The sequence below is a fragment of the Methylomonas sp. MS20 genome (assembly GCF_050275925.1).
GTDB classification, from domain to species: domain Bacteria; phylum Pseudomonadota; class Gammaproteobacteria; order Methylococcales; family Methylomonadaceae; genus Methylomonas; species Methylomonas koyamae_A.
This window is the reverse complement of sequence record NZ_CP189962.1, coordinates 2,703,887-2,727,786: the sequence shown is the minus strand read 5'-3', so window position 1 is coordinate 2,727,786 and position 23,900 is coordinate 2,703,887. Positions and strand designations below refer to the sequence as shown.

The window sequence follows — 23,900 nt, the reverse complement described above, 5'->3', positions numbered from 1 at the left end:
AACCACGGATTATCGTGGGCCGAGGGATTGACGTCGGCATCGAAGCGGGTGAGTGGCTTGGCTTTTGCTATATTATCCGCCTGGTTTCTCCGATCTTCTCGCCGACCATGACTATCAAAAGCCTTTTCGAGCAATTGTTTCACAGTCATTCCAAGGAATTGGTGTACTTCGCCGGTCAGCGCGCCGCCGAGGTGGCGGAAGATGTGGTGCAGGAGTCGTTTCTAAGATTGATGCAGCATCCCGAGCCGCAAACCATCGAAAATCATCGCGCGTATCTTTACAAATTGACCGGCAATGCGCTGATCGATTACCAGCGCAAGCTCGCGGTCCGCGAACGTTACCACGGCGAAGTCGAGGACTTGGATAGCCTGCCGGCGGATGCGCCGGGTCCGGATGTCAGCCTGCACCACCAACAAATTCTGCAGGGCGTCATGCGCGCGTTGGACGACCTGCCGCCGCTGCAACGCAGCATCTTCCTGTTGCATCGCGTCGACGGACTGACCTACCTGCAAATCGGCAAACTGCTCAGGATGTCGCGCAGCAACGTCGAACGCCAATTTTACGCGGCGCTGGAACACTGCTTCGCGGCCGCGTTGGCCGGCAAACGCTGAATTTTTAGGTTGTGCCGTCATGAGTCTCGCCAGTCTGACCGAATCTCAACGCCAAGCTCTGCAATGGTTGTCGCGCTTGCGCGGCGACGCGGACGAAACCGAACGCCGGCAATTCGAAGATTGGCTCGGCGGCTCGCCGGAACATGCCGAGGCTTACCAACAAGTTCAACAATTCTGGCAACAGCTCGGCGATTTACCCGATGTGGCCGGCAAGCAGCTGGACGCCGCGCGTGGCTTCGTTCGCCATAGCCAGTTGGCCCGCCGACGGCGCAATGCCGCTTTGATCGCCGTCGGGTTCGCCGTCGCGTTGGGTTTTCAGTACCCGGAACCCTTACAAAAATTGGCGGCGGCTCGTTACCAAACCGACATTGGCCAGCGCCGGACCCTGGCCTTGGCCGATGGCGGCCGCATCGAACTGAATACCGCGACGCGATTGCGGATCGACCGTTTCGGCGCGCGCACGGTCTGGCTCGAGCAGGGCGAAGCCTGGTTCAGCGTCGCTCACGATGCCGAGCACCCTTTCGAAGTGCGGGTGGGCGCCGGGCGTATCCGCGACGTCGGCACGCAATTCAACGTCGCGATCGATGGCGAGAACACGACGGTCGCGGTGGTCGAAGGCGAAGTGGCGTTGAGCGTGCCCGGTAAGCCGGCGCTGGCGCTGACGGCCGGTCTGCAAGCCGGTTTTAGCGCCGACGGAAATCTGCGGGCGCCCAGTGTCGCCGACGCCGCCAGCGGCGCCTGGCGCGACGGTACGCTGATCTTCAAACGCCAACCCTTGCCGGAAGTGTTGCGCCAACTGTCGCGCTATCACGCGGTCCAATTCAAGCTGACGGACAGCCAATTGCAAACCGTGACAGTTAGCGGCCGCTTTTCCACGTCCGATTTGAACGAGAGTTTAAGCACCTTGCAAAACGGTTTGGCGGCGCGGATTGTCAGGGAAGGGGATGGCACGATCCTAATCAGCGCCAAGCAATGACGGACCAGGGCCGTCGCTAACCGAACCAGTCTAGTGCTTCGCTTCGCGGCGGCCCTGGTATCATGAGGGATTTAACCGCTCAGGAGCCGCGCATGAATCCCTTGTTCGATCCCATCCGTATCGGCGACATTGAATTGCCCAACCGCATCGTGATGGCGCCGCTGACCCGCTGCCGCGCCAGCGCCGGCCGCGTGCCGAATGCGCTGATGGCGGACTATTACGCTCAACGAGCGAGTGCCGGCCTAATCATCAGCGAAGCCACTTGCGTTAGCCCGCAAGGCGTCGGCTACCCGGATACGCCGGGCATCTGGTCGCCGGAACAAATCGACGGCTGGCGCGGCGTGACCGACGCGGTACACGCCGCCGGCGGGTGCATGTTGTTGCAACTGTGGCATGTCGGCCGGATTTCCGATCCGTATTATCTGGACGGCGCATTGCCGGTCGCGCCCAGCGCGATTGCCGCGCCAGGTCACGTCAGCCTGCTACGGCCGATGCGCGATTACGTGACGCCGCGGGCCTTGGCGTTGGACGAAATTCCCGCAATTATCGAAGCGTTTCGCCAAGGCGCGGCCAATGCCGAACTGGCCGGTTTCGACGGCGTCGAAATTCACGCCGCCAACGGTTATTTGCTCGATCAATTCCTGCAAGACAGCACCAATCGCCGCGAAGATGCCTACGGCGGACCGGTGGAAAACCGCGCTCGTTTGCTGCTGGAAGTGGCCGACGCGGCGATTTTGGTGTGGGGCGCCGGCCGGGTTGGCGTGCATCTGTCGCCGCGTTGCGACATGCACGGCATGGGGGGCGACGCCAACCCGCTGGCGACCTTCGCTTACGTCGCCGAACAATTGGGCCAACGCAAGCTTGCCTTCATCTTTACCCGCGAAGCGCAAGGTCCGGACGCGATCAGTCCGGCGTTGAAACGCTGTTTCGGCGGCGCGCTGATCGCCAACGAAAATTTCACGGCCGAAAGCGCGGTACAAGCCATCGCCAATGGCGATGCCGACGCGGTGTCGTTCGGCAAACACTTCATCGCCAACCCGGACCTACCGCGCCGCATAGCACTTGGCGCGCCGTTGACCCCGTTCGACGCCGCGACCTTTTATCTGTACGGCGACGAAGGTCCGAGCAAGGGCTATACGGATTATCCGGTGTTGGCCGCCGACTGACGGGACGCAATATTGTCGATCGCTTTAAGGCGACTCGCCCCCGCCGGCCGCATATACCAACGCGGCGGCCGATTTCAGCAAATCGGCCCGGCTGTCGATTTCGGTGTAGCGGGCTCGGGCCAGATCCTTTTGCGCGGACAGCAGCTCGATGACGGTGGAGAAGCCGTGCCGGTAGGATTCCTGGGTCGCCGCGTAGGACTCCTCGGCGGCGCGTAGCAGGGCCAGCGCGAATTCGCGTTTTTCCAACGCGGTTTTGGTGTCGGCGTAGGTTTGCCAGATATGGCGCATGATCTCCAGACGCAAGCTGTCGATCTGCGCTTCGCCAGCCCGGCGTTTGGCTTCGGCCTCGTCCACCGCGCCGCGGCGTTCGAAGCCGTCGAACAAATTCCATTCCAGATTCAGCATCGCGCTGCCGACCAGATTGTCCGACGAATAATGCCGCCGGCTTGGCGGATCGGTCTGCACGTCGCCCCAATACTGATTGCCGACGCTGCCTTTCAACGACAGCTTGGGCCAATACTCGGCGCGGGCTTTTCTCACCTCCGCTTCGCGGGCGCGCAGTTCGGCCAGTTTGGCCTGCAAATCCGGGCGCTGTTCCAGGGCCTGGTCGACGATTTTTTCCACCGACGGCGCCAGGGTGTCGGGCAACGGCACCTGACTCAGATCGATCAGAGACAGTTCGACCGACGGCGACAAACCGGCGCTGGTGGTCAGGGCCGCTCTGGTCTGAGTCACGGCGCCGCGCGCATCCTGCCAATCGTAATTGGCCTTGGCTTGTTCCTGCAGGGCCAGCAGCAAATCGGGCCGCGTCGCGAAGCCTTGCGACAGTTTGGCATTGACCGCATCGGCGTTGGCCTTGGCGGCGGTAAATGTTTGCTCCGCGGCCGCGACTTTGGCGATTGCCGCCTGATAGGCGAAGAAACTGTCGGCGACGCGGTAGGCGATCTCCTGGTGTTTGCGGCCGAAGCCGAATTGAGCCGCTTCGAAGCGCTCCAGACTGGCTTCGTCCAAGGCCTCCCGGCGGCCGAAGTCGAACAGCGTCCAGGCCAATTCGGCGCCGCCGAAACTCCCGACGCCGGTGCTGACCAAGGTGCTTTGCGGAATCGGAATGCTGGTCTTGAAATATTGGCCGAAGGCCAACGCGGTCAGTTTCGGGTACCAGCTGGCGGCTTCCCGTTCGACTCTGGCGGCGGCCACTTTGGCGTCTTCCCAGCTGAGCCGGGTTTCCGGATGGTTTTGCAACGCCATGTCGATTAGGGCCGGCAGGTCGTAACGTTGCCGCACATTCGGCGCGGCGGATGGGCTGGGCGCCTTCTCCACGGACGGCAGCGGATGGCTAACACGGTATTCGGACCAGCGCACCACCGGCGCTTGTTGCGGCTCTCCGGCGTCGGGGTGCCGGTGCGCGACGGGCGGCGCACAGGCGGTGCTTATCGACAACAGCAACGGCAGGCAGCATTTAAATCGCAACGGGCGGCCGGGACTAAAATCGGCGGGCCGAACGCGCGGTACAGGCGGAAACGCGGAAACTGACTGAGTCAAAAAATTCGCCACCATTAGAAGGAAATGCTTATATAGTAACGGAAGCGCCACTGCGAATGTGGCAACAAATTGCCAACGAATATTGAACAATATCGCTGTATCAAACCGATTGTAGCGCTTTACAATAACGATGTTTGAAATCGTATCGGTGGTTGCGCCTGGAACGGCTAACAGCCTATCGGGGGTTTTACAACAGCCGCGTTCGCGATAGTCCGTTTTTTCCATAACGCCAACGTTTCGCATTGAGGGCCGTCATGACTCCGTTTCGTTTGTTTAGATCATTCCCGCTGGCGTATTCGGCGCCGCTATTGCTGGCCGGCTGCGATCCGATGTTGAGCCTGCACGGTTCGTTTTGGCCGGCCTGGATCATCTGCATTTTGACCGGTTTGGCCGCCAGCGGCGCGTTGATGTGGCAATTGGCGCGTGTCGGCTTGGCGCCGCATCTGGGACCGCCGTTGTTGATCGCTCCCAGCCTGTGGGCATTATGCACCTTCGTGATTTGGTTGTTGTTTTACGCAAGTTGAGGTCCGGCATGGCAAACGACCCTAAACTCGACTATCGGCGCCGGGTGCGCATCGGCCGCATTCTCGGCATGGCGATCGTGTTGGCGGCGGTTACCACCGGCGCTTGGGTATGGCAAATCAATTTCCGCCATCCGCGTACCAACGACGCGATGATCCGCGCCGACATTGTCGGCATCGCGCCCGAAGTCTCCGGCCGCATCGTGCGACTGCACGTGCGCGACAATCAGTTCGTACGCAAGGGCGAGTTGCTCTACGTCATCGATCCCAGACCTTATCAAGCCAAACTGGATCGCGCCAAGGCCGAACTGATGTTGGCGGAACAAGAGGTCGAATCGCTGCGGGCGTCGAAAAGTTCCGCCGTCAGCGCGGTCGCGCGCCTGGAACATCAGCACGCGGCCGCGCTGGCCGAAATCAAACGCATCGCGGCCGACGACGACTATCTGGAACAGTACCTCGAGCAACTGGAGCCGCTGGCGGCAAAGCAATACGTGACCGGCGATCAACTTCGGCAGGCACGCGCCCGTTACTCGGCCTCCCGGGCGGCGTTGGCCGATGCCAAGGCCAAGGCGCTGTCGGTCGGGAGTGCGGTCTCCGAAGCGGAGAGCGATAGCCGGCGCGCGCAATCCCTGATCGCTCAGGTCGGCGATGTCAACGCTCGCGTCGAAGCGGCCCGCGCCACCGTGACAGCCGCCGAGCTGGAGCTGGAATATTGCGAAGTCCGCGCGCCGTTCGACGCCTACGTGACCAATTTGAATACCCGCGAAGGCGAATATGCCAAAGCCGGCGGCCAGTTGTTCGCGCTGGTCGACGACCGCCATTGGTACGCCGTCGCCAATTACAAGGAAACCTATTTGCAATCGATACGCCCCGGCCAGGAAGCGGACGTGTTTCTGGTCGGCTATCCCGGCAAGCGCTTTCGCGGCGTGGTGACCGGCATTGCTTGGGCCAATGCACCGGACAACGTCAAACAGCAAGGCGGATTGCCGGAGGTACAACGTACGCTGAACTGGGTGGTGCTGGCGTCGCGTTTTCCGGTCAGAATCGAAATCCTCGACCGCGATCCGGAGCGTCCGCTGCGCATGGGGATGACCGCCTTCGTCACGGTACTGGATCGCACCTTGCCGATTCCGGACGATAGCGCCGCATCGGCGGACGGCGATCGGCAACATGACTGATTCGAACCGCCGCGCCAGGCGGGAACGCCACGGCCGGTTTTGGTTCGGCACCGGTCTGGCCGAATTCCTGGCCGCCGAATTGAAGGACTCCCCGGAGCGGCGGATTGCCGCGGCGCGGCTGTTTGCGGTGTCGTTGATTATCGCGACGGTCAGCCAAAGCCTGCACGTGCCGCCGCTGGGCGCGCTATCGCTGTTGGTTTGCCTAAGCTACGACGCTTACGCCAACGCCGGCCAATCGCTGGCATTCGGCTTGCGCCAGTTGTTTTATCTGTTCGTGACGGTACTGATCTCGGTGTTGGCGTTGATGTTGGCCGGCAACGATCCCTGGCTGATGTTGAGCCTGTCGTTCGCGATCATGGCGCTGGCCTTGTTTCACGCCCGACTCATCGCCTGGCCGACCGGCATCGCGCTGTGGTATTCGATTCCGGTGTTGTACAGTCCGACCACGCCCGACGAAAACCTATATCACGCACTCTGGAACATTCCGGTGATCGGCGTGCTCGGCTTGGGTAGTTGGACGCTGGTCCATCTCAGTATCGCGCCGCGCGACCCGCGCACTTTGCTGATTGCCGGCATCGCCGATCAACTGAAAGCGGCGGAGACGATATTTCTCGGCCGCTTGTCCGACAGCGAAGCCCGCCGACCGCGCCGCGCTTCGGTCAAACCGTCATCGATCGGTCTGTTCGGCAAGTTGCAAACCTTGTTGGCCAACAGCGAATTGCTGCATGTGTCGATACGGCGCCGGCATGCGGCGTATCTGGAGTTGCTGCAGGAAATCGACGGTTTGCGGCAAATCGCGCTGTGGCTGGAGCAATCGCTGACCGAAGATTATCGCGCTCAGCCGCTGACAGCGGAAAAGCGCGCCGTCTACGCGGCCTTACAGCAAGCTTGCGCGACCTTGAGACAGGGTTTCACCAACCGGCAAGACCTCAGCGACGGCGTGGCCGCGTTATTGGACGACGAGGTATTGCGGGGTTACGCAGGGACTGGTCAACCGACGGTGCTAACCGCATTTTGGCAAGCCTTGCAACGCATTGCTGCGCTGATGAAACGTTTGCATCAGCCGGCGACGGACTCGGACCCGGCTGAAACGGAAACCGAGCCGCAAACCGTCTATCCGGCCTGGCTGGGCTACGAATTTTGGCGGCGACACGCCGACAGTCTGCAATTCGGCATCAAGTTTTCGTTGGGCGCCATCCTTTGCATGCTGATCGTGCAAAGCCTAGATTGGCCGGACATCAACACCGCGATACCGACTTGCCTGGTGGCCGCGCAGACCAGTCTTGGCGCCGATTACCGGCTGTCGCTGCTCAGGGTCGGCGGCGCCGCGTTAGGCGGAGCGTGCGCCTATGTGTACGTGTGGGTGTTTCAGTCGCAGTTCGATTCCATCATCGGCTTCATGCTGGCGACCGCGCCGTTTTGGGCTTTGGCGGCCTGGATCACCGCCGGCAGCGAGCGCATCGCCTACCTCGGCCGCCAGTTGGGTTTTTCGTTTGCGTTGTTCGTACTGCACGACTTCGGCGCGGTCGAGGATCTATTTTTGCCGCGCGACCGCGTCATCGGTATTTTGCTGGGTCTGACGGTGATGGGCGCACTCGATTATGCGTTGTGGCCGCGCCGGTCCGCGGCGTTGGCGCGTCACCATTGCATCGCCGCGTTGCGTACGCTGGCCAAACTGACGGTGCGACTGCCGGATCCCGGCCATCTGATGAGCTATACGCTGCCGCTGCGGCTGGCGGCGGAAAAGGATTTGGCCGCGGCGCAAGACTTGCTGGCACATGCGGTGCTGGAACCGGATGCCCGCCAAGCCGGCAAGATGCGCGAACGCGGCGTATTGCGCGCGATCATTCGGGACGCGAGCAATCTGTCGGCATTGCTTCAGGTCCGCAAGCGCTATCGTTTGCTGAGCGGCCAGCAATTCGACCGTTTTCCCGAGGCTTTGCAACGCCACAGTCGCGACTTCGACGCTGAGCTGGCCAAGACCCTGGCCCACACCGCCGACGTCGTTGCCGGCGAAAAAGCCGTCGATTTATACGACGCCGATGCGATTGGCCAATTACTGCGGCAGAGTTACATCCGGTATCACGATATCGGCAGCCTGCCGGCCGACCTGGCGATGGAATGGGAATTGCGCTTCTTGCTGGACGAGCAAATCTTGAACTATTTGGAGCGCTTGCAAAATGCCGCGTCGAAATCCTTCCCCGAAACGTCACCCGGTTTTACGAACCGTTAATCCATGTCCGGCGTATATCTCGGTCTGCCTTGTTGAGGCTATTTCGGTACGTTGCGACCGTTGGTTTCGAAACAAAATAAATTGAGGTGTTTGCCCACGCTAAAACGCTCTTATCGGTGACTCATTCATTTTCAGGAGAACCGATGAATCCGCTACGAGATTTGCTGGCCGCCGCGCCACTGGCCGTTTGCCTGGCTTCCGCGCAGGCCGAGGAACAAACCTTCCACTTCAACATTCCGGTCCAGCCGTTGCCGGCGGCGTTGGACGCGCTGGCGGCCCAGACCGGCATCAAACCGTTTTATTCCGATCAGGTCGTCTCCGGCAAAACCGGCCATGCGGTATCCGGCAATCTGACCGCCGCGCAGGCTTTGCAGCAACTTTTGTCGGGTACCGGCTTGAGTTTCAAATTCAACGGCGATCATGCGGTGGCGATTACCCAACCGGATGCCAATTCCGCCGCGACCTTGGCGGCGGTGACGGTGGTTGCCAAGGCGAACGCCGAGCAGTTCGATCCCAACAACGCCAACTACAATCGCGCGTTCGCGTCGGCGTCGACAAAAACCGATACGCCGTTAATGGATACGCCGATGACGGTGCAGGTCGTGCCCCGGCAGGTCTTGAGCGATCAGCAGGCCATCCGCCTGGAAGACGCGGTCAAAAACGTCAGCGGCGTGCAGCCGGTATGGACATCGGGCGGGCAAGGCCAGGACTTCGTGATTCGCGGCTTCGGCACCAACTATTCCCGATTTCGCAACGGTCAACGTATATCCAACTTCAATGCCGACTTGGCCAACATCGAACAAGTGGAAGTCTTGAAAGGTCCGGCGGCGATGTTGTTCGGCCGGGTTCAGCCGGGCGGCATGGTCAACGTCGTCACCAAAAAGCCGCTAAGCGAAGCGCATTATTCGCTGCAACAACAATTCGGCAGTTACGATTTATACCGCACCGTCGCGGAGGCCACCGGACCGCTGAACGACGACAAGAGCTTGGCTTACCGCCTGGATTTCGGTTACACCGACCGAAACTCCTTTCGCGATTTCGTCAGCCAAACTCAAGTATTCGTGGCGCCGTCGTTGCATTGGCAAGCCAGCGATGCGACCGAATTCAATCTGAGCCTGGAATATATGGATCGTAACTTGCCTTACGATACCGGTATTCCGGCCGTCGGTACGCGAGTGGCCAACGTACCCATCAACACCAATTACGGTCAACCCGGCGGGCAGTTCAACCAAGATCCGTCCGATAGCACGCTGTTGGATTTCAATTGGTCGCACGCATTCAACGATCATTGGACCTTCAAGAACGGTTTCGTCGCCAACTGGACCACCCAGCATTACCGCGAATTGCTGGTCGCTGTATTTCAGCCTTTGTTGGCAACCGACAACAATCCGCAGGTCGTTCGTCGCGGCTCGCAATTCGAAGATCGCACCGAGGAATCCTATAACGCGTTTTTTAATTTAAACGGCAAATTCGCGACCGGTCCGGTCAACCACAACGTTTTGGTGGGCGGGGATTACTTTTACGACGAGGTGCGCCAATCCGGCTTCTTCGGTTTCAATGCCGTCAACGCGCCGGCCAACAGTCCTTATCATTTTCCCGCCGATTTCGGCGGCGGCAATTTCGCCTTTACCCGGGTCAACCTTTACAACCCGGTTTACGCGAATTTGGATTACAACGCCTACGAATTTCAACGCATCAACCATCCCAACGATTTCTCGATCAACCAAACCTCCTGGTACGGCCTTTACTTCCAAGATCATCTGGCATTTTTCGACGGCAAATTGCAAATTCTGGGCGGCGGCCGCTACGACTGGGCCCACCAGGCTACGGGCGCCTCGACTTCTTATCAAAACTCCGCCGATCAGAACGACAACTACAACGGCTACATTCCCAGTTTCGGCAACGTCAATCTCGCGGCCCAAAGCGAGGGGTTTTTTAGCCCCCGAGTCGGTATTCTGTACCGCCCATGGAATTGGCTGTCACTGTACGGCAACCGAGTGGAGGGATTCGGGACGAACAACGGCCGCTCCGAGAGCGGACAACCGTTGAAACCCGAAACCGCCGAACAGTATGAAGCCGGCTTGAAAGGCGAATGGTTTAAAGGCGATTTGACCGCTAATCTGGCCTATTTTCATATCGATAAACAAAATGTGGCAACCCTGGTTCGGGAAGGCATTTCCGAGACCATCGGCGCCGCGCGCAGCCAAGGTATCGAAATGGACGTCGCCGGGCAATTGGGCGGCGGCTTTAGCCTGATCGCCAGCTATGCGTTCACCGACGCCCGTATCACCCAGGACGGCGCGTTGTCCGGCAACATCGGCCACCGCTTGCCGAACGTCGCCGAACACTCCGGTAGCACCTGGCTGAAATACGCCTTTCAACATCAGGCCTTGTCCGGTTTACAACTTGGAATCGGCGCCTATCTGGCCGGTAAGCGGGAAGGCGACAATGCCAATAGCTACCAGTTGCCCGGCTACGTGCGGGTCGATACCTCGGTCGGATACAGTTTGCACTTGGGTGCCAGCAAACTCACCACCCAATTGAACGTTTACAATATTTTCGATAAGCGCTATTTCGTGGCGGGCGAACCCTATAACGCCAATCGCGCCTGGAATATGCCCGGCGATCCGTTGACGGTGATTGGGTCGATGAAGTTGGAGTTTTAAACCGGATAGACGGCACGGCAGGGCGGTTGGTTTGCGTGGTGCTTGGTCGCGCTAAGGCCGATCGCTTTGCGGCGATCGGCCGTGATTATTGATAACGCAGCGCCGGAGTATTTGCTATAAAGGCGATTTTTGTCCCTGCATCAGTGATGGCCCGAAAACAAAATTGGCTGGAACGCTTGTTCAGACTGCACCGGCAGGAGTTGCTGGGATTTGCCGGGCAGCGCTTGGACGATGCCGCCGAAGACCTGGTGCAGGATGCGTATCTGCGCTTGTTGGAACACGAGGCGCCGGATGCGATCTTGAACCCGCGCGCTTATTTGTATCGGGTAACCGCCAATGCTGCGGTGGATTTGCGCCGCAAGCGGCAGGTACGCGAACTGTACGACGGCGAAATCGAAGATTTCGATCAAATCAGCAGCTCGGTAGCAACGCCTGAAGCCATATCGGCCGATCAACAAACCCTGCGCTTGTGCATGCAGGTGTTGCAGGAATTGCCGGAAATCCAACGGCATATTTTTCTGTTGCACCGCATCGAAGGCTACAGTCATCGGGAAATCGCCGAGACCCTGAATCTGCCGCGACGTACGATCGAGCGGCATTGCGCGAAAGCATTGGAACTATTCCTGACGGCAGTGGACGCCGCCGATTGGGATAGGGATTGATCGCGTGGCCGCCCGAATGCCCATGAACTCGACGAATAGCGACGAGCGAGACGCCCGGATACGCAAGGAAGCCTCGGCCTGGCTAGCGCGCCTGAATTCCGGCGACTGCTCAACCGACGATCGTGTCGGCTTCGAGGCCTGGTTGGTCATGGATACTCGCCACGCGGACGCCTTTCGCCGCGCGGAGCGTTTATGGCGCGAGTTGGCCGGTCTGGGCGAATTGGCGCGGCCGCAACTTAAACAGGCTCAAGCGGTTTACCGGCACGCTCGCCGCAAGCGATGTTGGCCGATGGCCGGTTTGGCCGCCGCCGCATTACTGGCCGGCGTATTGATCGTCAATCCGCCGATCTGGCAGTGGCTGACCGCCGAGCGCTTTACGACAGGCAAGGGCGAACGGGAAACCGTGACGTTGAGTGACGGTTCCAGCATCGAATTGAATACCGACACGGCGATTCGGGTCAATTACTCGGCGCGGGCCCGCCGGGTCTGGCTGGAGCGGGGAGAGGCCTGGTTTAGCGTGGCCCACAATAACTTAACCCGGTTCGAGGTTCGCGTCGGCGAGGGGTGGATAGAGGATATCGGCACCCAATTCAATGTGCGCCGGGATCCGGCGAACGTCGATGTCGCTGTTCAAGAGGGCGAAGTCGCGGTTAAGGTTGCCACGAACCCCGAGGTGCTGCATTTGACCGCCGGTCAGCAAACCAACTTTGATCGACAAGGGCATGCCGCGCCGGTGCGGGCCGGCGATCTAGCAGCCATTGCCGCGTGGCGGGGCGGGGTGCTGGTTTTGAAAAATCTGACCCTGGCGGACGTGGCGCGGGAGCTGGAGCGCTATCATGCGGTGTCGATTGAAATCGCCGACGCTGACTTGCGGCAATTGTCGGTCAGCGGCCGCTTTCCGACCGACAATCTGCCACTGGCCCTGAATACCATCGCCACCGCATTGCCGGTCAGGATCGCGCATTTGGACGGTAACCGAATCGGCATTCTGGCCAGGCGATAAATTTCGGCACGGGAGTGTTTAAACGGCCGGGCGCTGATTGTCAAATCGGCGAATGTGGCGGTGTTTTATTTTTGAAACGGTCTTATCGAACGGAACCCAAACCACGATAAGGAGAACCGATGTCAAACATGCCGCTGTATATTTTCGTTGCCCCGTTGCTGCTGGCCTCCAGCGCCGCGCGGGCGGAAGACCAGACTTTCGCGATCAATATTCCCGCCCAACCGCTGGCCCGCGCGTTGGATGCTTTATCGCGGCAGACCAGCGTGCAACCGTTTTACGCCGATGGCGCGGTGGCCGGCAAAACCGCGCCGGCGGTTAACGGCCGCTTCAGTGTGGCGCAGGCCTTACAGCAGTTGTTGGCCGGTAGCGGTCTAGTGTTCAGTTTTACCGCAGCCAACACCGTCGCGATCAAGCCGGCGGGGGCGGCGGTGGACCATGTCGAGACGCTGGGCGCGGTGACAGTGACCGCTCAAACGGCTTACTTGGCCGATGATCCCTACAATCCTAGCTATCATCGCACCAACGCCAGTACCGCGACCCGCACCGATACGCCGTTGATGGACACGCCGACTTCGATACAAGTCGTGCCGCAACAAGTCTTGAAGGATCAGCAAGCGATTACATTGGCCGACGGCTTGCGCAACGTCAGCGGCGTGCAAATCAGCCCGTCGCCAACCTACGAAAACTTTACCGTGCGCGGCTTCGACATGAACGGCGCGACCTACCGTAACGGCATTCGCGAAGCCTCCTGGGCGGCGGAAACCGCCAATGTCGAGCGTTTGGAAGTGCTGAAAGGTCCCGGCGCGATGCTGTACGGTCGGATCGAGCCGGGCGGGATGATCAATCGGGTTTTAAAAAAGCCGCTGCTCACGCCGTACTACTCGCTGCAGCAACAGTTCGGCTCGTTCGATAATTATCGGACCACGTTGGATGCCACCGGCGCGTTGAACCAGGATAAAACCTTCGCCTACCGCTTCAATCTGGCCTACCAGGACACCAAATCCTTTCGCGACTTGTTTTACCGCGACCGTATCTTCATCGCCCCGCAATTTACCTGGAAGGTCAGCGATCGGACCGAGGTCAATTTCGGTATGGAATATCAACGCGACGACTTTCGCTGGGACGACGGGCTTCCGGTGCTGAACGGAGCGACTCGACCGGCCAATTTGCCGATCAACACCGCGTTAAGCGATCAGTCGGCGCACGCCAATCAGGAGCGCAATGTCGCCGACCTGAACTGGTCGCATGCTTTTAACGACGATTGGAAAATCAGTCAGCAATTTTCGGCCTTTCTCGGCAGCCGGATTCAATACGACATTTTTCCGTACGGCATTCATGCCGACCAGCGCACCGTCGATCGCTACAATTGGGACAACAATGTCAAAAGTTCGCAAACCTATTCGTTCAATACCAATCTGTTGGGCCATCTGAATACCTGGGGCGTCAAACATACCTTGTTGGTGGGTCACGACTATTACGCGTACACCGACGAAAGCCAGAATCGCTGCTGCGCCAGCGTCGATAGTATCGACATCTATAACCCGCAGCCTTTTACCGGCAACTTGGCGCTGCTACCGTTGAATTACGGCCATTACCATCAGGAATGGAACGGCGTGTATTTTCAGGATCAAATGGTGTTCTGGGACAGGCTGCATTTATTGGGCGGCGGCCGCTATGACTGGGCCGACTACGGCGTCGGCAGCTCCGGCAGTTCCTATGCCGCCGCCGAGGCCGCCATGAACGCAAACCATGTGTCGGCCGGAAAATTCAGTCCGCGGGTCGGCGTGTTGTATCGGGCCTTTCCGTGGCTGTCCTTGTACGGCAACTACACCGAATCGCTGGGTACCAATAATTCCTACAGCGCCCGCAATACGGACGGCACGCCGTTAAAGCCGCAAGAAGCCAGACAATTCGAAGGCGGCATCAAGACCGAACTGTTCGATCAAAAATTGACCGCCAGTCTGGCTTATTTCGATATCGTCAAAACCAATTTGGCCACCGGCAATCCCGATCCAACGCTGGCTTTACTTGGCTATACGACCACGGTGGGCGCGGCACGCAGTCGGGGCGTTGAGTTCGACTTGGCCGGGGAGCTATCCGAGAATTGGAGTTTGATCGCCAATTACACCTATTTGGATACCCGCATTACTAAGTTTACCGAGCAGGACGTCTACGGTGGCGTCAGCCTGCTGGGCAAGCGTTTTCCCAACGCACCGTGCCATTCGGCTAATGTCTGGTTGAAATACGAATTCACCGATCCGGCCTTCGCCGGCCTCAGTTTGGGCAGCGGTATCCGCGTGACCAGCCAGCGCCAGGGCGATCCGCAAAACAGCTATCAATTGCCGGGCTATGCGACCTGGGACGCTTCGGCGGCTTACAAATTTAAGGTGGGGCCGACTCGGATGACCGCGCAACTCAACGCTTATAATCTGTTGGATAAGCGCTATTTCACCGGGGCTGATACCTTCGACGCCAGCCAGCGCTACTATGGCAATATGCCCGGCGCGCCGATCAGTTTTATCGGTTCTATCAAGGTCGAGTACTAGGTCTATAACCGACGGAAAGGTAGCGGTCGAAAACGCCGGCGCTATCGGGGATAATGGGCGGTTTGAGATTCGGGTGCTACCCGGCCTGGCGGACGGCGTCGAGTCTGGCAGGGTGCGGCGACACTGAGTCTCGGTTTGCAAACAACTCAACCCGATAGGTCGGCCCATGCATACACCCTCTAAACTGCTGTTGGAAAACCGCGCCTGGTCGCAGGACATGGTCGCCAAGGATCCCGGTTATTTCATCGAGTTGGCCAAGGAACAGCGCCCGGATTTTTTATGGATCGGTTGTTCCGATAGTCGGGTGCCGGCCGAAACAGTGGTCAATGCTCAGCCCGGCGAAATCTTCGTGCATCGCAACATCGCCAATCAGGTGATTACCACCGATTTCAATTGCCTGAGTGTCTTGCAATATGCCATCGCGGTTTTGAAGGTAAAACATATCGTCGTTTGCGGCCATTACGGTTGCGGCGGCGTCAAGGCGGCGATGCAGCCGCAACGCGGCGATCTGACGATTACCAATAAGTGGTTGATGCACATCAAGGATGTTTATCGGCTGCATCAGGACGAGCTCGCTTATTTGAGCGAAGACAAAAAAGTCGATCGGATGATAGAGCTGAATATCCTGGAGCAGGTACACCGTTTGTCGCATACCTCCATCGTGCAGACGGCCTGGAAACACGGCCACCAGCCGACCTTGCACGGTTGGGTGTACGGATTGAACGACGGGATCATCGAGCAATTGATAGAGCTGGATCATACCGCCGAGATTCCGCCGATCTATCGTTACGGCGCCTAAGCGGACCCGGCGGGTCCGCGGTTAACTCTCCAGCTGGTAGCCCTTGTCCCGAAACAGCCGAAGCGCGGCGTCGGCGACCTGCGGGTCGAACATGATCCCCCGCTTACTTTCGATTTCCGCCAAAGCGGTGTCTATGCCCAAACCAGGCCGGTAAGGGCGATGGGAGGCCATCGCTTCGATGACGTCGGCAACTGCTATGATCCTGGCCTCCAGGTGAATTTCCTCGCCCTTTAAGCCTTGCGGGTAGCCGGAACCGTCCAGCCGTTCATGGTGTTGACCGACAAACTCGGCGATCGGCCACGGGAAATCGATGGCTTTCAGGATGTCGTAGCCGTCCTGGGCATGCAATTTGATCAGCGAGAATTCCAGTTCGGTCAGCCGGCCCGGCTTGCACAGAATTTCCGCCGGAATCTTGACCTTGCCGACATCGTGGACGACCGCGGCCAGATGCATGCCTTCGATGCGATTATCCGGCAGGTTCATTTCTCGGGCAATTTCGGTGGCGACCTGGGCGACCCGGCGTTGGTGACCCGCGGTATACGGATCGCGCATCTCGACGGTAGCGGCGATTGCGGTGATGGATTCCAGTAAATTGGCCCTCAACTTCAATTCGCTACGTTTCAGCGACTGGGTACGCTCCTCGACCATGTCGCCCAAATGGTGGCGCAGCCGGTTGAGTTCCAGGTGGGTGTGGACGCGGGCTAGCAGTTCCTCGCGCTGGAACGGTTTGGTCACGTAATCGACCGCGCCTAATTCGAAGCCGCGCAGTTTTTCCTGGGTGTCGGACATTGCACTGACGAAAATGACCGGCACGTCGCTGGAGCCGGGAATTTGCTTAAGCCGTCTGCAGACTTCGAAGCCGTCCATGCCCGGCATGCTGACGTCAAGCAAGGCCAGTTCCGGTGCCTGGATCTCGGCAGCGTGCAGCGCCAGTTCGCCGCTGATCGCCGAGCGCACTTCGTAGCCCTCGGCCTTGAGTACGTCGGTCAGCAGCCTGAGCGAGGCCGGCGTATCGTCCACCGCTAAGATCAAGCCTTTGGACGAAGTCGAACCGGGTTGTTCATTGAGCATTGGGTTTTCCCTGGTCAAGGCGGGCCTCCTCCGGTTGCGCGGCCGCGACTTGGGTTGGCGCGGCCGATGGGTTTGGGTACTCGAATTTCTCCGCCGGGAGCCGTTATCTGTGGCTGCCGGCGGAGGAATTCGCCGATTCTGCCGACAGGCGCTTCCTTGGTTGTCAACGCTCCTGAATCAGCGCCGCATCGGTCGTATACAACCGGTTATTGTATGCCGAGTTGTCTTGCCCTGCACGAGCGGCTTCCCTTTTTAAGCTAAGGTTTTGAGCATCGCGTCACGCCGGATCGTTAATCATAGTGCGCCATCTTGCGTCGAGCGTTCGTTGAATGGCCAGAATATAGCCATTGGTGGACCGGCGCCGATCTAGCCGTTCTTCCGCTTAGCGGCATCCAGATATCCGAGCAACGCTTGATAATTGAATTGGTCGGCCACGCCGGACAACGCGACCGCCAGGCTTGGGTCTAGCAAGGCGATTTCGGCGATCAGCGCGGCGACCGCTTCGCTGTTCAGGTTTTCCAAGGCGTCGGTCAGCCGATTGCGCAATTCGGCCGGAAGCGCCGCCAGCGCGTCGGTATCCACGGCCGGCGCGGCGGTGGCCGGCGCCTCGCTGGCGTAGCGATAGCTCAGTCCCAGCTGCCGCGCCAGGCAGTCGTATATTTCCGCGAACTGGTAAGGCTTACGGATCACGTCGTCCATGCCGGCGTCCAACATTTCCTGCTGCTGTTCCTGAAACGCCGACGCGGTGACCGCGATAATTTTAACGTGTCGTCCTCCCGGCGCTTGCCGAATCCGCTGGGTGGCCTCGATGCCGTCCATCACCGGCATGCGCCGGTCCATCCAAATCAAGTCCGGATGCCAGTTTTCGAATAGCGTTACACAATCCCGGCCATTCTCTGCGAATTTCGTGTCCAGGCCCAAGCCGGTCATCAAGCGTCCCAGCAGCAAGCGGTTTTCGTGCTGATCCTCGGCGATCAGTATCCGGTAACGGGGTTGACCGCCGGCCAGGCCGATCACCTTGCCGCCGGAAGCGGAGGATAACTCGGTAATACCCTCCGCGCCGGCCAGCGCCACCGGTAACTCCACTCGAAACAGCGAGCCTTGGCCCAATTCGCTTTTAACGCGAATGTCGCCGCCCAGCATCCGGACGAATTGGCGGGTAATCGTCAGTCCCAAGCCGGTCCCTTGTTGAGAGACGCCGTCGGCCAACTGTACGAAGGGTTCGAACAAGCGCGATTGATCTTCCGCCGCGATGCCGGGGCCGCTGTCCTCCACCTCGATAAGCAAATGATGTTTGGCGTTGTGTTTGATCCCCATCCGCAGCGTGACGTGTCCGTGCTCGGTAAATTTCACGGCGTTGTTGATCAGATTGATTAATATCTGGCGGATGCGGGCTTCGTCGGAACTGACGTAGCGAGGGCATTCGTCGGCTTGCTCGAGCACCAGCGACAAACCTTTTTCGCGAGCCCGGATGCGCATCATCTCGGTGACGTCCTTGACCAGCGCGTATAAATCGAACGCGGCGATGTCCAGTTGCAGGCGGCCCGCTTCTATTTTCGCGACTTCCAGTACGTCGTTGATCAGATTGAGCAAATGCTCGCCGCTACGATTGATGATATCCAAGCTCTCCGCCTGATGCTCGGTGATCTGCGGGTCGTGGCGCATCATGCCGGAGAAACCCAAGATCGCGTTGAGCGGCGTCCGCAATTCGTGGCTCATATTGGCTAGGAATACGCTTTTGGCCTTGTTGGCGGCTTCCGCCGCGTCGCGGGCCAGCCGCAATTCGTCGGTGCGGCGCCGCACGGTGTCTTCCAGTTGTAGCTTATATTGGTCCAGCTCCGCCTCGATACGCTTGCGCTCGGTAACATCGCGGGCGATCGCCAGCACGCTGGCTACCTCGCCATGTTCGCCGAGTTCCGGAATATGGCGAATTTCGGTGGTACGTCCGGTCGGCCAGGTAAATTCCATCAAATTCGGCGCGCCGCTGCCGACAACCCCCAACACGGCGTTCAGCAATGGTTGCGTCAGGTCCGGATTGCCCGGTATCGGCAATTCGCATACGGTCTTGCCGATCGGCGACATTCCGGCAGTTCCCGAGCTGCGCGCGGCCGCCGCATTGATGTACAGATGGCGGCCCAGGGTGTCGAAGCGTACGATGCCGTCGGGATGGTTCTCGGTCAGCGTGCGAAACTCGCGCACCCTTTTCGCCAGGGCCGCCTCGGCTTGCTTGCATTCGCTAACGTCCCGGCAAATGACCAAGTTGTAGATTTGGCCGGCGAATTCGAACACATTGGCCGTCACTTCCACCGGAAAGCGTCGGCCGTCCCGGCGTTGATGCTGGGTTTCGAATTGCGCGCGCCGCCGCTCGCTCAGTTCCCGCCGGAAGCTCGCCCACATCGCGTCGGTCCAATCCGGGATGATGTCGAATAGGCTCATGCCGCCGGTGAGTTCTTCGCGGCTATAGCCCAGGGTGCGCACCGTACTTAGATTGGCATACAAAAAACGCGGGTCGTTCTCGCCCATCAACAATATCGTCTCCTCGACTCGATCCAGCGCAAAGCTCAGCAAGTGCAGGCGTTGCTGGGTTTGCTTGCGTTCGGAAAGGTCGTAGGTCAGGCCGACGAAGCCGCCGATCCGTCCGGCATCGTCGCGCAAAGCGGTAATCGACAAATACACCGGAATCCGTTGCCCGTTCTTACGGATGAAGGTCCATTCGCGTTCCTCCGGTTGATGACGCATCGGCTTGGCGGTGAATACCTCGAAGCCCGGCGATAGGGTTACTCCGAGTTCCGCGGAAAGCTCGCGAGCGTAGCGGGCGATTTCCTCGCCGTCGTGCCAAAGCGCGGGTGTCGCGCGGCCGACGACTTCGCTTGCGGCATAACCCAGTAAACGCTCGGCGGCCGGATTGAAACTGGTGACGGTGCCGTCCGGGGATGTGGAGATGATACCGTGGGCGATGTTTTGCAATATCGTGTGTTGGAACACGTTGGCATGGCGCAATGCCTGCTCGCGTTCCTGGATTGCCGCCATCATCGCGTTGAAGTTTTGTCCCAAGCGCGCCAGTTCCTCGGCGCCGCCGGCCGGCACGCGGTGGCGGTAATCGGCCGAGAACCTCACCCGTTCGCTTGCGTCGGTCAGTGCGGCGATCGGCGCGACGATGGCGCGCTTCAGCATCAGTTGTTGGCCTATCGTGGCGATCAGCAGCACCAGCACGCCGCCGCCGAATAAAGCGAAGATTTCGCGGGTTTGCTGCTCGATGGCCGCCATACTCATGGCCAGATACAGCCTGGCGCCGCTGGATAAGGTTTGCAACCAGTCGGCGCGCTCGCGATTCACGAAAATCCCGTCCTTTTCGGGAAGTGCCCGCGCTAGAGAGCTTTGCGGCAAACGCTCGAAACTCGCCAACACCCGGCCGTTGTCCAACACGATCGCCGCCGCTTGAATTTGCGGATTGGATTTTAAGGTGTCGAGGATTTCCTGCGCACGCGTCGGATCTTCGAAGGCGATGGCTGTATCGGTGCCAACCGCGATCATTCGCGCGTAGGGTTCGATGATTTGCGCGGCTCTTTGCTCCCGCGTCAGGTTTTGAAACATTGCCAAGCCGGCGCCTGCCAACAGAAACGCCAGCAGGGCGCTGCCCCACAGAATCAGTACCAGCCGGCCTTGGATGTTGGATGGCATCGTCATCGCTTAGCGTACCCGGCGAAAAATACCGTTGATCAAGATTTCGTTGGAGACTTCCAGCAGCTTGGTTTGAATCGTCAGCGAAACGGCGCGGGCTTGATCGAGATTAATGGTCATGCCGACCCGCTCGTCGACTTTAAAGCGGATAACGCCGCCATCCGCAATAAAGTCTTCCGCATCGCCGACCGTCAGTACCGGTTTTCGTTTCAGCTCGGCCAACGCGGCGTGGCGAAGCGTAATGTCGGTGTACGCAACAAAGACGATATGGCAGATAGGCAAATCCACCGTGCGTTCCGCTCGAACGATTTCAAACGCGTGACCTTGCTCGCTTCTATCCTTGACGCTGGTTTCCAGTACCTCGCCGAACGGGTCCGGGCCCAACACCGCGATGCACCAAGGCCTATCGACGCTGGGGGAAACCGGCTCCGGCCAAGTGACGTAGCGGGCGAAATTGCGTAAAAACGCGGCTTTGACGCGAATCGCGCTGCTCTGCCCCGGCGTCGGGTCGGCATTCACCGCCGGAACCAACATACCCAGCAACAGTGCCGCGATGCCCAAGCGGCGCCGGGAACGCCGATTGAGTCGCGGGGTGGCGTCGAAACAGGCGAGGTCGGCGTGTTTCATGGTTCAGGTGCCGCCATCAAAACTTGACGGAGAAACTGATCGTCAGCTCGCGCGGCCGGCCGCGGCTGCTTTGCGAGGGACGATATTGTTCGTCGAGCAGATTTTTCCCCATGAAATCCACGCTCAGTTCGTGTTCGCCGATTCGCCAGCTATAGCCGATCAACGCGTTCAACAGCAGATAGGTTTGCCGGTCCGAGCTTGGGGTATCCGATAACAAGGTTTGATCGTAGACGAAATTGAAGCCGCCACCGATATGCAAGCCGCGCCAGGCGTCGGCCTTGAAGTCGTAACGCGTCCATAGATTGGCAAGATGCGGCGCGCTCATTTGCAGCGGCGCGTTATGAAATCGCAGCGCATTCTTGTAATACGCTAGGCCGGTGGCGTCCAGCGTATCGGGGTTCTGAGCCAGGATGGCATCGTCCCGGCCGGTGAACTCGGTAATCTTGGCATCCATATAGGTATAGGATAGATAGAGCTGCCATTGCTCGGTCAATTGGGCGGTGGCATCCCATTCAATGCCGCGCGAAGTTTGCTTGCCGGTCTGTACGCCGTAGATCGTCACGACGCCGTTGGCGTCGGTAACGGCCAAGTCGTTGACGATGTTTTTATTTTCGATGTCGAAGTAGCTCAAGGTGCTGGACAGGCGGCCGTCGAGCCATTCCGCTTTGATGCCGACGTCGTAGCCACGGCCCTCGCTGGGGTCCGGAATGGCTGTGCCGCCGTCAAGACGGTTGATGGAAAATGTGCCGGGGACGAAGGATTCGGCATAGCTGGCGAACCAGGACCATTCCCGCGTCAATTTGTACAACAGCCCGTACTGTGGCGTCACTCGGCTGGCGCTAACCCGCGGCTGCGACCGCTGGTTCAAGACGTCGCTAAGCCGGCTTTCGGTCTCGGTCCAACGCCAGCCGGTCAGCACCAGTAAGCGATCTCCGAAAAATCCGAAGGTCGAGCCGCCGTAAACCGACTTATCCGCCGCGTTGAGGTTTTGGTCGAACCGGGAAGCTGTCAATCCCGACAAGCCGATCGAGGTGTGGCGATTCCAGGTCGAGGGATCGCTCAAATCCCATAGCGGCAGCGGCGACGCGGTCGGATTGCCGCCGAGGCTTGGATCGTTGGGCGCCTGACCGGCCCAGCGGTGAAAATTGCGGTCCACGTACTGCCCACCGAACAACAGGCGCAGACTGGCGAAGCCCAAATCGTAACGGCCGACGCCTTGCAGTTCGATCGTGTCGTCGCGGTTGCTGTAGACCTGATGGCGAACCCGCCGCCCCTGTAAGGTCGTGACGTTGTTCGCCATGCCGAAATTGCCGGTGGCCAATGCATCCACGTCGTATTCCATATGGGAATAGCCTGCCCGCAAATTCCAGTGTTCGTCGGCTTTGAAGTCTAGCCAGGTGCTGAGGTTATGGGTATTGCTATGGCGATAATCGCTGTAGGCCATGCCGTTCCAGGTGTCAGGCAGGCCCGGCACGTCGACGCCGGATCGGTTGGGATCGGTTGCACTGGGCATGATGCCGGTCCAAGTACCGTAACCGGGCTTTTGCATTAATTGCGGCGCTTCGATCTTTTCGAACCGCTCGTATTTCAGCGATAGGCTGAAGCGGTCGATGGGCTGCCAAAGCAGGGATGGCGAAATATTCCAGGCATGGGCGTCGTAAGGCTCCCAATAGTGCAAATCTTGGTCGTGAGAGGCCGCCATTCGGTAGAACAGAGTTTTCGAGGCCGGCCCGGTTACATCGGTTTCAAAGCGGTATTGGCCGTAGGAACCGTAACGGGCGGCGGCATTCGCCGCGAATTGGCGCCGAGGCGTTTTGGTGATGACGTTGACGATACCGCCCGGCGCGACTTGCCCGTACAGAAACGAGGCCGGCCCCTTGACGACTTCCACTCGCGACACATTCGTGAAATCCAGAATCGACGGACCATGCACCCCGTCCCGCAAGGTCTGAATATTGCCGCCGGCCAACGAGCCAACGGTAAAGCCGCGGATCGCCAGATTCGCGTTACCTTCGTTGAAATCGTTGCTCCGATAGGTGACGCCGGGAGAATAGCGGGCGATGTCGAAAATCTCGCGAGGCCGTTGATCCTTGATAAAGGCTTCGGTAAAGCTTTGGATCGCGAAAGGCAATTCGCGAATCGGCGCGTCGAAACGCGAGCCGGACACCGAGTAGGAAGCCCGGTAACCGCTATCGAGCTCGCTGGACACTTCGAAGGGCGAGACCTTGACCTTGACCAGCTCGTCAATGTCCATGTCCGCGACATCCTTTAACGGGCCGTTGAATTCGTCGACGGCGGCTAGCGCTTCGCTTAGGCTTTCGAGAGCGTTGGAGTTTGAGGGGGCCGAATCGGGCTGGGTGGCGCTGGCCGGTTTAGCGGGCGAGATTGCGGTGTCCTCAGGTTCGTTCGCGCTCGCAAGCGAAGCCAACTGCGACAAACTCAGCGCTAACGCCAGTTTGGCAATCGCCGTTAAGTCGGCGTCATGCTTACCTGCTTTCATTCGAAGCCCCCGGAAAATTCGTTAAACCGCATACGGATTTTCAGCGTCACCACGCCACTTACGTTAGCCGATAAGCATAGCCGATAGGTCGAAAACCACGCGAATATTCAAGTTAGGC

16 protein-coding genes are annotated in these 23,900 nt (G+C 59.3%); 11 read left to right on the top strand and 5 right to left on the bottom strand.

Annotated features, from left to right (window positions below; translation table 11 throughout):
* Window positions 1–107: 107 nt before the first annotated feature.
* The 3 genes from ACQE3D_RS11975 (at window position 108) to ACQE3D_RS11965 (ending at window position 2,753) form a co-directional block, all read left to right on the top strand.
* A complete protein-coding gene (locus tag ACQE3D_RS11975) occupies window positions 108–611 on the top strand; it encodes an RNA polymerase sigma factor (protein ID WP_064030389.1) in 504 nt (167 codons plus the stop codon).
* A gap of 19 nt (window positions 612–630) precedes the next feature.
* Window positions 631–1,587: a FecR family protein gene (locus ACQE3D_RS11970; RefSeq protein ID WP_313727807.1), complete on the top strand. Its 957-nt coding sequence runs from the start codon at window positions 631–633 to the stop codon at window positions 1,585–1,587.
* Between the two features lie 92 nt (window positions 1,588–1,679).
* A complete protein-coding gene (locus tag ACQE3D_RS11965; RefSeq protein ID WP_313727808.1) occupies window positions 1,680–2,753 on the top strand; it encodes an alkene reductase in 1,074 nt (357 codons plus the stop codon).
* Window positions 2,754–2,777: 24 nt separating this feature from the next.
* Here the strand turns inward: ACQE3D_RS11965 and ACQE3D_RS11960 are convergent, their stop codons facing one another.
* On the bottom strand, window positions 2,778–4,193 hold the full coding sequence (locus tag ACQE3D_RS11960; protein WP_313727809.1) for a TolC family protein: 1,416 nt from the start codon (window positions 4,191–4,193) through the stop codon (window positions 2,778–2,780).
* Window positions 4,194–4,549: 356 nt separating this feature from the next.
* Between ACQE3D_RS11960 and ACQE3D_RS11955 the strand changes: the two genes are divergently transcribed.
* The 8 genes from ACQE3D_RS11955 (at window position 4,550) to can (ending at window position 15,903) form a co-directional block, all read left to right on the top strand.
* The gene (locus ACQE3D_RS11955) at window positions 4,550–4,819 is read left to right on the top strand and encodes a YtcA family lipoprotein (RefSeq protein ID WP_281023314.1); all 270 of its coding nucleotides are present in this window, start codon (window positions 4,550–4,552) and stop codon (window positions 4,817–4,819) included.
* 8 nt (window positions 4,820–4,827) lie between these two features.
* A complete protein-coding gene (locus tag ACQE3D_RS11950; protein ID WP_071156764.1) occupies window positions 4,828–5,994 on the top strand; it encodes an HlyD family efflux transporter periplasmic adaptor subunit in 1,167 nt (388 codons plus the stop codon).
* Complete coding sequence (locus tag ACQE3D_RS11945) at window positions 5,987–8,227, top strand: FUSC family protein (protein ID WP_281023313.1); 2,241 nt, start codon at window positions 5,987–5,989, stop codon at window positions 8,225–8,227. The genes ACQE3D_RS11950 and ACQE3D_RS11945 overlap by 8 nt, the downstream gene beginning before the upstream one ends.
* A gap of 143 nt (window positions 8,228–8,370) precedes the next feature.
* The gene (locus tag ACQE3D_RS11940) at window positions 8,371–10,893 is read left to right on the top strand and encodes a TonB-dependent siderophore receptor (protein WP_281023312.1); all 2,523 of its coding nucleotides are present in this window, start codon (window positions 8,371–8,373) and stop codon (window positions 10,891–10,893) included.
* 146 nt (window positions 10,894–11,039) lie between these two features.
* Entirely contained in the window at window positions 11,040–11,555 is a 516-nt protein-coding gene (locus ACQE3D_RS11935; RefSeq protein WP_281023311.1) for an RNA polymerase sigma factor, read from the top strand.
* Window positions 11,556–11,577: 22 nt separating this feature from the next.
* The gene (locus tag ACQE3D_RS11930) at window positions 11,578–12,558 is read left to right on the top strand and encodes a FecR family protein (protein WP_313727810.1); all 981 of its coding nucleotides are present in this window, start codon (window positions 11,578–11,580) and stop codon (window positions 12,556–12,558) included.
* Window positions 12,559–12,677: 119 nt separating this feature from the next.
* Window positions 12,678–15,104 (top strand): TonB-dependent siderophore receptor, encoded by a 2,427-nt coding sequence (locus ACQE3D_RS11925; protein WP_313727811.1) that lies wholly within the window; start codon window positions 12,678–12,680, stop codon window positions 15,102–15,104.
* Between the two features lie 166 nt (window positions 15,105–15,270).
* Window positions 15,271–15,903: a carbonate dehydratase gene (gene can, locus ACQE3D_RS11920; RefSeq protein WP_064030413.1), complete on the top strand. Its 633-nt coding sequence runs from the start codon at window positions 15,271–15,273 to the stop codon at window positions 15,901–15,903.
* A gap of 21 nt (window positions 15,904–15,924) precedes the next feature.
* Here the strand turns inward: can and ACQE3D_RS11915 are convergent, their stop codons facing one another.
* The 4 genes from ACQE3D_RS11915 to ACQE3D_RS11900 form a co-directional block, all read right to left on the bottom strand.
* Window positions 15,925–16,974, bottom strand: coding sequence for an HD-GYP domain-containing protein (locus ACQE3D_RS11915; RefSeq protein WP_313727812.1), 1,050 nt, complete (start codon window positions 16,972–16,974; stop codon window positions 15,925–15,927).
* Window positions 16,975–17,340: 366 nt separating this feature from the next.
* Window positions 17,341–20,655, bottom strand: coding sequence for a PAS domain S-box protein (locus ACQE3D_RS11910; RefSeq protein WP_313727813.1), 3,315 nt, complete (start codon window positions 20,653–20,655; stop codon window positions 17,341–17,343).
* A 9-nt stretch (window positions 20,656–20,664) separates the two neighbouring features.
* A complete protein-coding gene (locus tag ACQE3D_RS11905) occupies window positions 20,665–21,282 on the bottom strand; it encodes a YfiR family protein (protein WP_313727814.1) in 618 nt (205 codons plus the stop codon).
* A gap of 16 nt (window positions 21,283–21,298) precedes the next feature.
* Complete coding sequence (locus tag ACQE3D_RS11900; protein WP_313727815.1) at window positions 21,299–23,782, bottom strand: TonB-dependent siderophore receptor; 2,484 nt, start codon at window positions 23,780–23,782, stop codon at window positions 21,299–21,301.
* Between the last annotated feature and the right edge of the window lie 118 nt (window positions 23,783–23,900).

Excerpts from the sequence above, each read along its gene's own strand:
- ACQE3D_RS11905 (WP_313727814.1), bottom strand. The coding sequence starts at position 21,282 with ATGAAACACGCCGACCTCGCCTGTTTCGACGCCACCCCGCGACTCAAT.
- ACQE3D_RS11975 (WP_064030389.1), top strand. The coding sequence starts at position 108 with ATGACTATCAAAAGCCTTTTCGAGCAATTGTTTCACAGTCATTCCAAG.
- ACQE3D_RS11955 (WP_281023314.1), top strand. The coding sequence starts at position 4,550 with ATGACTCCGTTTCGTTTGTTTAGATCATTCCCGCTGGCGTATTCGGCG.
- ACQE3D_RS11915 (WP_313727812.1), bottom strand. The coding sequence starts at position 16,974 with ATGCTCAATGAACAACCCGGTTCGACTTCGTCCAAAGGCTTGATCTTA.
- ACQE3D_RS11965 (WP_313727808.1), top strand. The coding sequence starts at position 1,680 with ATGAATCCCTTGTTCGATCCCATCCGTATCGGCGACATTGAATTGCCC.
- ACQE3D_RS11970 (WP_313727807.1), top strand. The coding sequence starts at position 631 with ATGAGTCTCGCCAGTCTGACCGAATCTCAACGCCAAGCTCTGCAATGG.
- ACQE3D_RS11945 (WP_281023313.1), top strand. The coding sequence starts at position 5,987 with ATGACTGATTCGAACCGCCGCGCCAGGCGGGAACGCCACGGCCGGTTT.
- can (WP_064030413.1), top strand. The coding sequence starts at position 15,271 with ATGCATACACCCTCTAAACTGCTGTTGGAAAACCGCGCCTGGTCGCAG.
- ACQE3D_RS11950 (WP_071156764.1), top strand. The coding sequence starts at position 4,828 with ATGGCAAACGACCCTAAACTCGACTATCGGCGCCGGGTGCGCATCGGC.
- ACQE3D_RS11900 (WP_313727815.1), bottom strand. The coding sequence starts at position 23,782 with ATGAAAGCAGGTAAGCATGACGCCGACTTAACGGCGATTGCCAAACTG.
- ACQE3D_RS11930 (WP_313727810.1), top strand. The coding sequence starts at position 11,578 with ATGAACTCGACGAATAGCGACGAGCGAGACGCCCGGATACGCAAGGAA.
- ACQE3D_RS11935 (WP_281023311.1), top strand. The coding sequence starts at position 11,040 with ATGGCCCGAAAACAAAATTGGCTGGAACGCTTGTTCAGACTGCACCGG.
- ACQE3D_RS11925 (WP_313727811.1), top strand. The coding sequence starts at position 12,678 with ATGTCAAACATGCCGCTGTATATTTTCGTTGCCCCGTTGCTGCTGGCC.
- ACQE3D_RS11940 (WP_281023312.1), top strand. The coding sequence starts at position 8,371 with ATGAATCCGCTACGAGATTTGCTGGCCGCCGCGCCACTGGCCGTTTGC.
- ACQE3D_RS11910 (WP_313727813.1), bottom strand. The coding sequence starts at position 20,655 with ATGCCATCCAACATCCAAGGCCGGCTGGTACTGATTCTGTGGGGCAGC.